Here is a 13216-nt window from a genome sequence, read left to right as displayed (position 1 = left end):
GTTGAACCTTATTTCGTTCCCCTACCTCTCTCTTCCTGCCCGCTGTTGTTCTCGACAGATACGGCTTCTGAAAACATATCTTGCGTGCAACCCTCGCCTATAGACGCGAAGTGAGGGAAAAGTGTAGACTCTTTGTACACTGTTTAAATGGAGAGTTCAAGAGAATGTTACGTGCTCTGCAGGGAGCGCTTTTGCTGTTAGCAATGACCATTACCCCATATACCTATGCCGTTTCCTCATCGGCTCCTACCTTCTCCGAGACATGCCGCCTGGCCTGGTACCAATACGATACGAACTTACCCCTTCACCCTATCCTAAAACCCCTCGACACAACTTCCACCGGTATCCGCTATACACTGACCTACGATAGCATTCACGATCAGCGCGTCACGGCGATTTTAGCGCTCCCGAAACAGGGCAAAGCGCCCTACCCGGCCGTCATCGTTATGCATGGCTCGGGAGGGAATAAAGATAGCTCCTATGTGAAGGCCGGCGCCGAAATGCTGAACGGCATCGGCATCGCAGCCCTTTCTATAGATGCACAGTATTGTGGCGACCGAAAACGCCCCGAACGCAGCGGCGATATTTTTCTGCCAAACTCCTACACTGCACGCGATGCCTGGGTACAGACCGTGGTAGACCTACGACGCGCCATAGACTATTTGCAGAGCCGCCCCGATATCGCCAAAAACCGCATCGGCTATCTCGGCTTTTCCATGGGCGCCATGTTAGGGAGCGTGTTGGGGGGTGTAGATAGAAGGGTAGCAGCCCTCTGTTTGGCTGTTCCGGGCGGGGGGTTCGTGCAGATCGCCGAACATATCGCCGCCTACCCCCTTCTGCGGGCGCATTGGCCTATTACCATTAACCCTCAGGTGATGAAAATTATTCAGAGCGTTTCCCAGATCACCGATCCCATCTACTATATCGGCCGCATCGCTCCGCGTCCCATGCTTATCTTCACCGCCAAGTACGACGAGATCATTCCTCCGGCCGCCTCAAAAGCGCTCATCGCCGCTGCGCGTAACGATAAAAACCTGCGCGTCATCGAGGTAAACTCCGGCCACATTCTTAATCCGGAGATCATTTTCACCATTCGCGACTGGTTTCAAAAACACCTGCTTCCTCAAACCACAAGTCTGAACGCTTCCTTCAAGGCTCGTGCCTACTGCTCCGGCACCTATTCGGCTAGATGAGAGGCAAAGTGCTCTTGGGGGATGCCAATATAGGTGCGCTAATGTGCTGCCCTATGGCCAAATATTTCAATCATATGCCGGAATGCGGGTAACGCTTACCCACAGAATGACGAGCTAGGGGTAGGCCTTGTACCTACCCCCTGGACGTAAAAACCGGCCTATTAGGGCATGGTTTGAACAACGGTGGCAGATACCTTCTTCTAAAGGTTGAACGGCAAATCGGAGAGAGAAAGGCTTTCTCTCTCCGATTGCTTTTGGAGCGATGTTAGTCGGCCTTGCTACTTTGTTTCGGCAGGCGGTGCGCTCTGCATTGCTGCAGCAGAACGGGCACGCTGGGCCCACTTATGCCATATGGCGGGATCGCCTAACAGTTTGATGGCGATTCCGCCCACCACGGAGCGTGCCTGAAACCCCACCTGCTTCGCCGTAATCGTGTCGTACCAGTCGGTAAGCGGCACCCGATTGGGGGTGGCATTCATAAACGCCTCGATGTGCTGCATAAAAACATCGAAATCGGAGCGGCGCTCCGCAAGGGTCGCCGTCCAAACCTCCCAATCGAGTTTGGTGTAGGTAGCACGGTTGTCAAGCGGCAAACCGTAGGGGTTCATCTTGGTGAGATAGAAGGCCACTTCCTTACGGGCGACGCTTTCGGGGAACAGGTTTAGATGAAGAATTTTGTCCCAGACCAGGTTGTACTTTTGGCTCCAAGTGCCCGGCTTGTCGAAAGCAAGCCGATAGTGATCTCCATCGTCGCTCATCTGCATCCACTGGTGTGCCATGGAATGAGCCAGTTGGGCATACTCTTGTGCTTGTTCGATACGCCCCGTTAGTTGGCAGAGCTTTGCGAAACAGCCTAAGGCCACAATGGCCTTAATCGAAAGGTTGCAGTTATGGGCGAGATGGCCGGCAAAGTCGTCGGTGCAGAGCTGGTTGGCCGGGTCAAGCCCGTTCTGTTTTAGATAGTTGGCCCACTTCTCTAGCTCCGGCCAGTAGCGTTCGGCAAAATGGGTGTTGCCGTCAATACTGGCCTCGGCAGCCATAAGAATGAGCAGGTTGCCGCTCTCCTCCACCGGCATCTGGTCTACCTCGCTTTTCTCCCCTCCGCCGTATACCTGACCGTTGGCGAGCGGATAGGTGCCGAGATCATGGGGAGCGAAGGGGAACTTCCAACGTGGCGAGGCTGCATAGTCCATCACCGGGGTTAACAGGGCCTTCAGCAGGTCGGTGTTGAGCAGAAGGAACAGAGGCGCGGAAGGATAGATAACATCTACCGTGCTAATACAGCCGTTGCTGAAGTTCTCTTTCGGAAAGAGCAGGAGCTGGCCATGCGGGTCGGCAGCGTAGCCGTGCGCCGCCAAGCACTGCGGATAGGCTAACGTCATAAGGCGCTCATAGCGCTCTCCGCCAACATGGCGCATGTCCTGCATAAACTGCTCATCGAAGCGATGGCATCGCCTTTGCAGATCGGCGAAATCCGCCGTTGCGGCTTGTAGCAGCTGGGCGATGGTCGCTCCGTTACGACGCCAATAGGGCCGGAGGCGCTGCCCCATCAATTCGATGCTATAGCGCTCGTCGTAGGCCAGAAGGAGTTGGTGTGTAACCGGCGCCTCAGCAACATGAAAGGTGGGAAACGTAACGGCCAGCACCGGCCAGTGGTCGTTAGCCGCCCGTGGCCATTGGGTGATGGTGGGCTGATCGGAAAGTGAGCCACCGGCAGCAAAAGCGCCTCGTGCTACCTGATCGCTAAGCAGATGGACCTGCCCCTTTGAAGCGGCAGCTAGGTAAAAATAACCCCAGTCAATGCGACGGTTATCGCCGGCGGCGCCAAGAATGGGCTGTGCTTCTGTGCCGAACCGCCCCACAGAAAGGCCATTTAAACTCTCCACCTGACCCACCACAAGCTGATCGGGCGTGTTGACCGCCCATTCCGCCGAACAATCGTAGTAAAGGCCCACCTCATGCGAGCGATGATCTGTCGAATGCACGCGCAGGGTTAGGTAGGTAAGCGGCCGCGCTAGAACGTCTGGGTCGTCCGGCAAAAGAGGGTTTAAAAACTCTACATCCAGCACAACGCCATCGGCGAAGAAACGATAGGTGGTTTGGGTAGGTGTGATCGTGAGGCCCTCCTGCTCCATAGGGGGTATCTCGGTGGGAAGATGCGCACCGTCCGGCAGCACTAACCCAACATCCTGTGGGGTTTGAGGCAGATTCGGCTGAGGACCGGCCCAACGATAGACCTTGCCGTCAATGCGTATAAGCCCGCACATCGCGTTTATGGCGCCCGTCCAGTGACGAGTCCAATCGTCTGTCAGATGGTCGCTCATGCTCCACACACTAAAATAGGGGTCATGAACCACCAGTGGGACAGCGGGCGGGCGATAGTGTGCGGTCTCTGCAGCCTGCGCCACTGCAACGACGCCCGGCAGTAGAACAAGCAGAGGTAACAGCGAATGGGCCCAGTGGGTAAAAGAGAAAGCCATCTCTTGTTGTGAAAACCTCCGAAAAGTTTAGTAAGGGTCGGTGAGTCGTTCCTCAACAACTTCAAGTTGCTCGCCGTCTTGGCTCACCTTGCGGAAAAAGCAGGAGCGATAGCCCTCATGACAGGCAGCTCCCGTCTGCTCCACCTTGATTAGAAGGCAGTCTTTATCGCAGTCCACACGCATCTCCCGTACCCGCTGTACATTGCCGGAGGTTTCCCCCTTCACCCAGAACTGCTGACGCGAGCGGCTCCAGTAGGTGGCTCTTCCGGTCTGCAGGGTGCGTTCAACGGCCTCCTGATTCATATAGGCCACCATCAGAACCTCTCCATTATGGGCATCCTGCACGACCACGGGTATCAGACCATTGGCATCGAATTTGAGATTTTGAGGCACTTGCATTGCGAAAGCTCCTGCGGTTCAAACGTTTGGTTCTTCTTGCGGAAATTACACGGCGACTAGCGCACACAGACACCATGCTCGGCTAGATAGGCTTTGATCTGGGCGATGGTGTAGTGCCCATCATGAACCATCGAGGCGATGAGGGCTGCATCGGCTTTGCCTTCTGTAAAGGCTTCCAGACAGTGGTGGGGCGTGCCGGCTCCGCCAGAAGCGATCACCGGTATTCCCACCTTTTCGGCCACCGCCCGAGTCAGTTCAAGATCATAGCCGAGCTGTGTGCCATCACGGTCCATGCTGGTAAGCAGAATCTCGCCGGCACCCAGCGCTTCCGCCTGCTGTGCCCATTCGATGGCATCTAGCCCTGTAGGCGTACGCCCTCCGTTCACATAGACCTCCCAACGAGGGCGTCCATCCGGGTAGGTACCCACCCGACGTGGGTCTATCGCGATGACCACACACTGCCTTCCAAAACGCTCGGCGGCCTCGCTGAGTATCTCCGGGCGCTTTACGGCGGCCGTATTTACCGCCACCTTATCGGCACCGGCACAGAGGATTCGCCGAAAATCGTCCACACTGCGAATACCGCCCCCAACGGTGAACGGAATAAAGACCTGTTCGGCCACACGCTCGGCTATCTCTACAATCAGGTCGCGCTGTTCATAGCTGGCAGTGATGTCGAGAAAAACGAGTTCATCGGCGCCTTCGGCATCGTACTTCGCCGCCAACTCCACCGGATCGCCTGCATCCCGCAAGTTGAGAAAGTTTACCCCCTTGACAACCCGACCTGCCTTAACGTCCAAGCAGGGAATAATGCGCTTCGCCAACATGGTTTGACCTTTCCGCCTTCAGATTATAGCACTTTTGCTTCCAAAAACGGTCTCCTCAAAGCACATCTTGACAAGCTAGCCAATATTCAAGTATTATAGAAAGCACTTGAATATTGTGTCCTTCTGGAGAATGCCAATGTCCATGCCAACAAGCGACAAACGCCGTCTTAAAGAGGCCCTTTACGAGCAGTTCGCCCGCATTGGCCGCGCCCTAGCCAACCCACATCGTCTTGAGTTGCTTGATCTTCTTGCGCAGGGAGAGCGCACGGTGGAAGATTTGGCACGCGAGACGGAGCTATCGGTTGCCAATGTGTCTCAGCATCTGCAAATCCTGCGCGGAGCGCGTCTGGTAGAGGTGCGTCGTTCCGGCCTATATGCTTACTATCGCCTCGCCGATTCCCGTGTTTTCTCGCTGTGGCGTTCTCTACGTACCTTCGGTGAAACCCGCCTCGCGGAGATACAGCAGGTGGTCGCAAGCTATTTTAACAATCGGGACAGCCTACAGGCGATAACTTTGAAGGAGTTAAAGGAGCGACTTGCCGAAGGCAGTGTCATCGTGATTGATGTGCGCCCCTACGATGAGTATCTTCAAGGGCACATCCCCGCCGCGAAAGCCATCCCCTTGGAGGAGTTGGAAAGGCGTTTACAGGAGCTGCCACGCGACCAGGAGATCGTTGCTTATTGTCGAGGGCCTTACTGTATCTTCGCCGATGAGGCGGTCGCCCTGCTCCAACAGCACGGTTTTAAGGCTTTAAGGCTGTCAGAGGGATTGCCGGATTGGCAAGACGAGGGCTTGCCGGTAGAAGTTGGAGGAGATAAGCGATGAGCACGATTTCTGTAGAGACACTGCGAAGATGGTTAGAAGAGGGACGACCTGTAACCGTGGTAGACATTCGTCGTACGAAAGACCGAACGGAGTGGTATATTCCAGGCAGTCTACATGTAGACATCTACGATGCGGTAGCAAACCGCGATCCCTCCGCCCTGGCCGCTCTGAATCTTCCGTCGGATGCTCCGGTGGTCTTTGTATGTAATATGGGGGTGACCGCCGCCATCGCCGCGGAGCTTGTAAGGCAGCATGGCATCGAGGCCTATGTGCTTGAGGGGGGAATGCAGGCGTGGAGTTTAGCCTACAACGTCGCAGAAGTTCCTTTTGAAGAGGGCGTGGAGATATTGCAGGTGCGCCGAACCGGCAAGGGCTGCCTCTCCTACATGATAGGATCGGACAAAGGAGCAGCAGTAATAGATGCCTCTGTCGAGGCGAAAGTCTATCAATCCCTCGCACAACAACGTGGTTGGGAGATCCGGGCGGTAATAGATACCCATGTCCATGCCGACCATATTTCACGTGCTTTGACCTTGGCGCGCCAAACGGGGGCAACCCTCTATTTGCCGGCGCAGAACCGAGTTCACTACCCCTTTACGCCTCTTGAGGATGGAGATAGTATAGACATCGGCCGCGCCCATCTCATCGCATACCGTACACCAGGCCATACCGAGGAGAGCACCTGCTATCTCCTCAACGACAAAGCCCTGTTTACCGGCGATACGCTCTTCTTAGACGCAGTGGGTAGGCCCGACCTTCATACCGATCCCGAAGCGGCACGGAGACGGGCCGAACTGCTCTACGATAGCCTTTTGCGATTGCAATCGCTCCCGCCTTCTACCCTTATTCTTCCGGGGCATACCGATTCTCCGACTCCCTTTGATGGTCAACCTCTTGTAAGAACTTTGGGCGAGATATACCGGACAACCCCGCTGCTAAAAGAGAGCGATAAGGAGGTGTTTGTGCAAACTATTCTCGCACGCATTCCGCCCACACCCCCTAATTACCTTGAAATCATTCACATCAACGAAAGCGGTAGCCTAGAGACACTCGCAAAGCCCGTTACCGAATTAGAGGCAGGGGCAAATCGCTGTGCCGTTCACTAACGTTTTTGGTGAACGCCAAAATGCGGAACCCAGGCTTGGCATTCGAGCCAACCTGGCCCAGTTTGCCCTGCTGATCGTCATCAACGCCTTCGTTGGAGGCATGGTAGGGCTTGAGCGAACCGTGTTGCCTCTGATTGGCACCACCCTGTTTCATCTCCGCTCCGATACCATCACGGTAAGCTTTATCGTGAGTTTTGGCGTCGTAAAGGCCTTTGTTAACCTCTTTTCCGGTGCCCTCGCCGACAGATTTGGGCGCAAGCCTATTCTGATATCCGGTTGGCTCTTCGGCCTCCCCGTTCCCTTTCTTCTCATGTGGTCTAAAAGCTGGTACGGGATCAACGTTGCCAATATGTTGCTGGGGATAAATCAGGGGCTTGCTTGGTCTATGACCGTCAATATGAAGATAGACCTCGTAGGCCCGCGCCGACGTGGTCTTGCGATAGGGTTGAACGAGTTTGCAGGTTACTTCATGGTTGGCCTCACCGCATTCGCAACCGGCTATTTGGCAAGCCGCTACGGTCTTCGCCCCAAACCGTTCTACTTGGGCATCGTTTATGTGCTGTGTGGTCTGCTGCTCTCCTGGTTTTTTGTGCGAGAGACTCAGCGGCATGTCGCTGTAGAGGCCACACAACATTCTCCAGCCCAACAGAGCGAGAAACTCTCTTTTCGGGAGGTGTTTTCGCGAACGAGCTGGAGAGATCGATCGCTGTTCGCCGTCTGTCAGGCCGGCCTTGTCAATAATCTTAACGATGGCATGTCTTGGGGAATTTTTCCTCTCTTTTTCGCTGCCTATGGGTTATCGGTAGAGCGGATTGGCCTCTTGAAGTTCGTCTACCCTGCCATATGGGGGATTGCGCAGATAGTGACCGGCCCGCTCTCCGATCGGATCGGGCGCAAGGGTCTCATCGTGTCAGGCCTTGTGCTCCAAGCGTTTGCCCTGGCCCTCATACTGATGGCCCACCGTTTCACCGGTTGGTTGTTCGGCAGTGTGCTGCTTGGTTTGGGAACCGCGATGGTCTATCCAACCCTCATTGCTGCCGTCAGCGATAATGCAGCCCCTCAATGGAGGGCGCGCGCTTTGAGCGTCTACCGTTTCTGGCGTGATATGGGATATTCCATCGGCGCCCTACTGGCCGGCATCTTGGCAGACCTACTTGGCTACACTTGGGCTATCGGCGTTGTGGCAACCCTCACGTTTCTATCGGGGGTGGTTGTCTCTGTTGGAATGCGGCACCGAGCCACCGCCCCTTGAACCGACCGTTTTGCCCCTTGCTATCGCGCCACGAGCAGCGGTAGCAACAACGACAGATTGTAAAGCAGACCAAAAAGCAGATGGGCCTGAGCGGTTCCTACGACGCTGATGGTGCGATAGGCCTTCACGATGGCCGGTAGGGCTAACAGCGTCAGCAACGCGAATGGTGGCAATAGGTGCCACAGCACCCCAACGACAACGAAGAGAAGCGGGAAAAAGAGAAGGCCCAGCAAAAGCGCCTTGCCCCATGCCACAGGCAGTAGGTTCGCCAAAGTGTACACGCCGGCATTTCGATCGTCCAAACGATCTCGGAGATTGTTGGCGTGGAGAATGGCATCTACCAGCGAGGCAACCGGCAGGCTCAGCACCAGCACGCGCCCTACCGAGGCCGGCTCTAGCGGAGCCATTTGGGCGAGATAGGCGCCTAAGGAGAAGCCGAAACCGAAGGTCAACATAATCAGCAGATCGCCAAGGGCATAGCGTTTTAAGGCCATAGAGTAGAGCAGCGCGGCAAGGGCACCGATGACCACAAGCCCCACGATGCCCCCTATTGAGGGGGAGGAGCCGAGCCGTAACAGAAGCAGCAAGCCGCAGGCCAGCGCTGCCACCGATAGCAAGGTGCCGAACTCAAACATCTGTTTTGCACTTAGCAAATGCTGTGTAAGTACCCCACTGCCATGTTCGGGACGCACATCCACATGGTGCTTGTAGTCGTAGTAGTCGTTATAGACGTTGGCAGCGGAGTGGGCGAGCACACCTCCCAAAAGGGTGAGCAGAAACGCGAGCAGATCAAAACGGTGGGTCTGTTGCACGGCTAACACCGTGCCCAGCAAAATAGGCACAATGCTGGCAGGAAAGGAATAGGCTCGCAGCGCCTGCCAATAGACGCGAAACGGGGCAGGTTTTTGAGGCACTATGTCTGTTGTCATTGCACCCTCCTCTCAATAGTTTCGTTCGGCAATATAGGCAGCCAGCATCTCAAGACTTGCACGCGATGGGGTTTCAGGGAGCAGTGCCAGCGACTGTTTTGCGCACTCCACATGGGCCTGTGCCAGCGTTTGGGTTTTTTCGAAAGCCCCCGCACTTTCGAGAACGCTGCAGACGGCATCAACGGCCTCCTCATCGAGGTTGGGGTTGCCGAATGCATCTAAAAGCGTGGTTTTTCTTTCAGCCGGAATCTCCTCAAGCGCGAGCAGAAGAGGCAGGGTGGCGCGGCCATCGCGCAGATCGCTGCCGCGCGGCTTGCCGGTGATGGCCGGGTCGCCTACATAGTCCAGCAGATCGTCCACAATTTGAAAGGCCATTCCTATGCGGAAGCCGTATTCGGCAAGGGCCTCCTCCAGCGTTTCATCGGCCCCGCCTAAAATGGCTCCGCAACGGCAACATCCTTCCACAAAGACGGCGGTCTTTTTACGCAAAATCTCGAAATACTCTGGGATCGGCAGGTCTATACGCCCTGTGGCCACGATCTCCATCACCTCGCCCTCGCTCATATCTATCGTTACCTCTGAAACGGTGCGAATGATGCGCAGGTCGCCATCGAGCGCTAAGAGGCGCATAGAACGGGCGAGAATATAGTCTCCACTCAGCACGGCAACCCCGTTTCCATAAACGGCGTTAGCAGTAGGGCGCCCTCGACGTATGGCGGTATTGTCTACAACATCATCGTGCACCAGGGTGGCCATGTGCACAAACTCCATCGCCGCCCCAACGGTGGCTACGCGATTGGGGTCTGCATTGGGGTTCACCGCCCGCGCCGCCAAAGCGACCATGGCGGGTCGCAACCGCTTGCCGCCCGCCTCCAGCAGGTGGCGTGACAGCGCGGAGATGGTGCGCACGTCGGAGCCAAGCTCCGCTTGCATTCGTGCCTCCACCGCTTGGAGGTCGGTTTTTACAGGCTGAAGAAAGGCAGCAGCGGCAACAACGCCACTCGATGTTGTTGCAATGGGGACAACGTTCATTGTAAAACCTCCCCGTTATAGGCCGGTCGAACCCCTATATGGATGCAAACCGTGCCAAAATTCAGGTCATAGATGGTAATTTGGGTCAGTCCTGCCCGTTTCATGGCCTCCGCCAACTCCTCGCGAGAAACGAACTGTGCGATCGATTCTGGCAGGTAGGTATAGGCCTCTTTTCGGCTGAGCCAGCCACCGATGCTGGGCAGAATTTTGAATAGATAGAGATCGAGCAGAGGGCGTAGGAGACTTGGACGAGGCCGCGTGAACTCCAAAATCACCACCCTCCCGCCGGGGCGCGTTACGCGCACCATCTCCGCAAGGGCTTTCTCCAAACAGGCCACGTTTCGCACCCCGAAGCCCACCGTCACCACGTCGAAAGAGGCACTGGAATAGGGCAGATTTTGTGCATCGGCCACGGCCATTTTAACCTGTTTATAGGCCCCGTTACGTATCTTCTGAAGGCCGATCTGCAGCATCGGAACACAAAAATCGGCGCCCAGCACCGTTCCCTGCTCCCCCACGGCGCGCGCCAAAGCCAATGCGAAGTCCCCCGTGCCCGTACACACATCGAGGCAGCGCTCGCCGGCCCTCACTTTTGCCAAACGCACCGCCCGCTGTCGCCAAGCATGGTGTCGGTGGAAGCTGAGAATGGAGTTAAGCTGGTCGTAGCGTGGGGCGATTGTGGCGAACATCGCCCGCACATAGCGGGATTTTTCGCCGGAAGCCAGCGGCTTTTTGCGGGCAACGCTCGACATAGCTATTTTAACAGACGTCCCTTCTTCCGAAACGCATTTTACGCCCCTAAGTTTGTGTGCTTTTTCACAAACCTTCGGCGGAGTATACCTTCTCTTGAGAGAAGGAGTCAACGAATCGCAATATATTGCTCATCAATGATATTTCTACTCTAGAGAACGTTCCGCCTGCGTATTTAGTTCCTTTGCGACATCCACACCAGCCGGTGCAGAGCACTCTCTGCTCGCTCCAGCAGGGGAGATGAGACCTATTTCCCCATTGGGTCGGTTGTTGAGCTTGGCAATGGAGGCGGTTGGGAGAGATGAGGGTTCTTGAGAAAATCCGAGCGATAGCGGCACTTGGCCACGATCTCCTGTTCATAGGCGGCTGCATCGGCAATGCTGGTTAGGTTATGTTCCTGCATCACGCGAGCAAGCACTGTAGGGAAGGGATTGATGTTTCCGCGATTCACCTGTCGATCGAAAAGGGTGGCAAGGCCGGCCTCAGAGTGGATAACATCTGAGACTTTGCCGGTGAGGGTCTGACCGTTCACCTGCACGGTCACGGGGAAATCGGCAGGCCAATAGTTGGCGATGGCGGTTTCGATTTGGGCTACCCGAAACGGGGTGCTAAGGCGCCCAGCACGCTGGAACACGGCGGTGAGCCGCCTATCCGCGATCACCTTCATCACGGCATCGGCGCCAACCAGCTCCGCCCCTGTGTCGGGGTCAACCACATCGAGCGTGCCATCCGGAGTAACATCTACTCCAAAGCGATGAAAATCGTTCTGAAAAGCGCTTGGGTTTTCGCTCTTTTCCCGCAGGAGCACCGGCATGAGGTCGCCCTTTCCGTTGGCTGCGGTGATGAACTGAAGAAAGCCGATGGACACATAACCCGTATCATAGGTGTTGATGGCATCGAAACCACCCTCTAACGGAGAGACGGCGGCCAACACATGAGCCTGTTCCGGAGTGAGATGGGCGGCGTCGAAAAGCGCCTGTAGCTCCTGCGGAGGCATGGCCTTCAGCGAGATGCCGGCCGTATCGGTGCCTTGCGGGAAGCGATAGTAGGCATAGGCCGGAGGCATATCTATGTTGTCTTGATAGGTAAAAGAGACGCCGTCGTCGAAGGTAACGGTAGTTTGAAGCGGTGTTACCGCGTTAGCAAAGGGCGGAGGATCGCCGCATGCGGCGAGCAGATCAGGAGGGATAGGGCCCGGGAAGGGGGGCGGAGCGGCTCGCTTCGGAACGGAGTAGCCGAGGGCGGCGTTGGCCGCATCGGCCGCTTTCTGAGCTTGGTAACGATCCCAGGCGATCTTGGCCTGCACCCACGCTTTCCAGCTTGCATAGGGCGACTGCGCCTGGGTGGGCTGTTGAGTGGGAGGGGCTGCGGCGGCACCGATGGCGATCTGGTAATTCCAAAGCCACTTCGACCCATCCGGGGTAAGGCGCACCTGCCACGGCCCATGTTTTAGCGAATCGGCGGGTAAGCTGTAGGCCAGCCGTCCAGGCGCCTGCCAATAGGCAACGATCTGGGCGCACTCCTGCGGAGTGAACATGGGCGGCGGAGGAGGGGTTTGTTGGGAGTTAGGTGCTTGCGCAAAGGCGAGCGAAGAGCAAAGCAAAAAAGCGATCAGCGTCCGACAAACGCGATGGAAGCCCATTCCCTCTCTCCTCCTTTGTGCGGCGTAGGCATCAAACACCGGCCTCAAACGTCTCAGGAAAACCGATTTCGATGTGCTAACGGAGCTTGCACAACATCTTCTACGGCATAGTCTACCCTATTATATCCGTTCCCACAGGCGGAGAGGGGCACGCAACGAAATGCGTGGTTGACAACTTCTTCAAAAAGATGCTATACTTTTCATCGGTAAGCGAACAGCAGCGTAGCTTGTGGTTTTTACCTCGGCGTGAGCAGGCGCAACGGTGCGACTGTTTTTTGGAAAGACCCCTTTGATGTGGTCGGGCCGTTGATGCTGTTTCCCTCATACGGCACTCCTCCTTAAGCGATGTCATTGCAAACGGCCTTGCTGTGCCTTTTGCAAGAGATCGCTCCTAAAAGAACTTGCGACCATCGTGTGCGGTCTTTCCCAATCCCTGCCTAAGCTATTGATGAACCATCACCATTCTGCTGCATCGCTCTGTGTTCTATAAAAACCATCTACCACCCTTAAGGAGAACGCTAAATGACAACACCCAAAGAGGTAATCGAGTTCGCGCGGGAGCGTGAGGTGCGCGTTGTGGATGTCCGTTTCACCGACCTGTTCGGGCAGCAACAGCACTTCTCCATTCCTGCTACGGCCTTCACCGAGGAGGTGTTTTCAGAGGGCCTCGCTTTCGATGGCTCCTCCATTCGGGGCTTTAAAACCATTGACGAGTCGGACATGCTGCTTCTGCCCGACCCCAATACGGCTTTCATAGACCCCTTCTTCGATGTCGTGACC

General features: G+C 55.9%; 12 protein-coding genes. 5 read left to right on the top strand and 7 right to left on the bottom strand.

The window, feature by feature from the left end; all coding sequences use genetic code 11:
- The first annotated feature begins 164 nt into the window (after positions 1-164).
- Positions 165-1193 (top strand): alpha/beta hydrolase, encoded by a 1029-nt coding sequence (locus VKV29_RS03785; RefSeq protein ID WP_324199969.1) that lies wholly within the window; start codon positions 165-167, stop codon positions 1191-1193.
- A gap of 278 nt (positions 1194-1471) precedes the next feature.
- Here VKV29_RS03785 and VKV29_RS03780 read toward each other — a convergent pair whose 3' ends face one another.
- The 3 genes from VKV29_RS03780 to hisF are packed head-to-tail and all read right to left on the bottom strand — an operon-like array spanning position 1472 to position 4899.
- Positions 1472-3673: a glutaminase family protein gene (locus tag VKV29_RS03780; protein ID WP_324199968.1), complete on the bottom strand. Its 2202-nt coding sequence runs from the start codon at positions 3671-3673 to the stop codon at positions 1472-1474.
- 27 nt (positions 3674-3700) lie between these two features.
- Positions 3701-4072: a phosphoribosyl-AMP cyclohydrolase gene (hisI, locus tag VKV29_RS03775; protein ID WP_324199967.1), complete on the bottom strand. Its 372-nt coding sequence runs from the start codon at positions 4070-4072 to the stop codon at positions 3701-3703.
- A gap of 56 nt (positions 4073-4128) precedes the next feature.
- A complete protein-coding gene (gene hisF, locus VKV29_RS03770; protein ID WP_324199966.1) occupies positions 4129-4899 on the bottom strand; it encodes an imidazole glycerol phosphate synthase subunit HisF in 771 nt (256 codons plus the stop codon).
- Between the two features lie 142 nt (positions 4900-5041).
- Here hisF and VKV29_RS03765 point away from each other — a divergent pair, with 142 nt between their 5' ends.
- Genes VKV29_RS03765 through VKV29_RS03755 form a run of 3 tightly spaced genes read left to right on the top strand, consistent with a single transcriptional unit; the run spans position 5042 to position 8083 of the window.
- Positions 5042-5725, top strand: coding sequence for a metalloregulator ArsR/SmtB family transcription factor (locus tag VKV29_RS03765; protein ID WP_343217334.1), 684 nt, complete (start codon positions 5042-5044; stop codon positions 5723-5725).
- Positions 5722-6831, top strand: coding sequence for an MBL fold metallo-hydrolase (locus tag VKV29_RS03760; RefSeq protein WP_324199964.1), 1110 nt, complete (start codon positions 5722-5724; stop codon positions 6829-6831). Before VKV29_RS03765 ends, VKV29_RS03760 begins: the two co-directional genes overlap by 4 nt.
- A complete protein-coding gene (locus VKV29_RS03755) occupies positions 6818-8083 on the top strand; it encodes an MFS transporter (protein WP_324199963.1) in 1266 nt (421 codons plus the stop codon). Before VKV29_RS03760 ends, VKV29_RS03755 begins: the two co-directional genes overlap by 14 nt.
- Positions 8084-8103: 20 nt before the next feature.
- On the opposite strand, the gene VKV29_RS03750 is transcribed toward VKV29_RS03755, so the two are convergent.
- From VKV29_RS03750 to VKV29_RS03735, 4 genes are all read right to left on the bottom strand, one after another.
- Positions 8104-9012 carry a prenyltransferase gene (locus VKV29_RS03750; protein WP_324199962.1) on the bottom strand — a complete coding sequence of 303 codons (909 nt, stop codon included), beginning with the start codon at positions 9010-9012 and terminating at the stop codon, positions 8104-8106.
- A gap of 12 nt (positions 9013-9024) precedes the next feature.
- Positions 9025-10044 (bottom strand): polyprenyl synthetase family protein, encoded by a 1020-nt coding sequence (locus VKV29_RS03745; protein WP_324199961.1) that lies wholly within the window; start codon positions 10042-10044, stop codon positions 9025-9027.
- A complete protein-coding gene (gene ubiE / locus VKV29_RS03740; RefSeq protein ID WP_324199960.1) occupies positions 10041-10796 on the bottom strand; it encodes a bifunctional demethylmenaquinone methyltransferase/2-methoxy-6-polyprenyl-1,4-benzoquinol methylase UbiE in 756 nt (251 codons plus the stop codon). Before ubiE ends, VKV29_RS03745 begins: the two co-directional genes overlap by 4 nt.
- 245 nt (positions 10797-11041) lie before the next feature.
- Positions 11042-12436, bottom strand: a complete 1395-nt coding sequence (locus tag VKV29_RS03735) for a hypothetical protein (protein ID WP_324199959.1) — start codon at positions 12434-12436, stop codon at positions 11042-11044.
- Between the two features lie 522 nt (positions 12437-12958).
- Here VKV29_RS03735 and VKV29_RS03730 point away from each other — a divergent pair.
- Positions 12959-13216: glutamine synthetase (locus tag VKV29_RS03730; RefSeq protein ID WP_324199958.1), on the top strand; the 258-nt coding region annotated here is incomplete at its 3' end.

This window comes from Chthonomonas sp. (assembly GCF_035294165.1).
Classification (GTDB): domain Bacteria; phylum Armatimonadota; class Chthonomonadetes; order Chthonomonadales; family Chthonomonadaceae; genus Chthonomonas.
This window is presented reverse-complemented; position numbering and strand designations above follow the sequence as displayed.

Bases quoted from the DNA above. Each gene is read 5' to 3' on its own strand.
- VKV29_RS03765 (WP_343217334.1), top strand. From the start codon at position 5,042: ATGCCAACAAGCGACAAACGCCGTCTTAAAGAGGCCCTTTACGAGCAG.
- VKV29_RS03785 (WP_324199969.1), top strand. From the start codon at position 165: ATGTTACGTGCTCTGCAGGGAGCGCTTTTGCTGTTAGCAATGACCATT.
- ubiE (WP_324199960.1), bottom strand. From the start codon at position 10,796: ATGTCGAGCGTTGCCCGCAAAAAGCCGCTGGCTTCCGGCGAAAAATCC.
- hisF (WP_324199966.1), bottom strand. From the start codon at position 4,899: ATGTTGGCGAAGCGCATTATTCCCTGCTTGGACGTTAAGGCAGGTCGG.
- VKV29_RS03745 (WP_324199961.1), bottom strand. From the start codon at position 10,044: ATGAACGTTGTCCCCATTGCAACAACATCGAGTGGCGTTGTTGCCGCT.
- VKV29_RS03780 (WP_324199968.1), bottom strand. From the start codon at position 3,673: ATGGCTTTCTCTTTTACCCACTGGGCCCATTCGCTGTTACCTCTGCTT.
- hisI (WP_324199967.1), bottom strand. From the start codon at position 4,072: ATGCAAGTGCCTCAAAATCTCAAATTCGATGCCAATGGTCTGATACCC.
- VKV29_RS03760 (WP_324199964.1), top strand. From the start codon at position 5,722: ATGAGCACGATTTCTGTAGAGACACTGCGAAGATGGTTAGAAGAGGGA.
- VKV29_RS03750 (WP_324199962.1), bottom strand. From the start codon at position 9,012: ATGACAACAGACATAGTGCCTCAAAAACCTGCCCCGTTTCGCGTCTAT.
- VKV29_RS03735 (WP_324199959.1), bottom strand. From the start codon at position 12,436: ATGGGCTTCCATCGCGTTTGTCGGACGCTGATCGCTTTTTTGCTTTGC.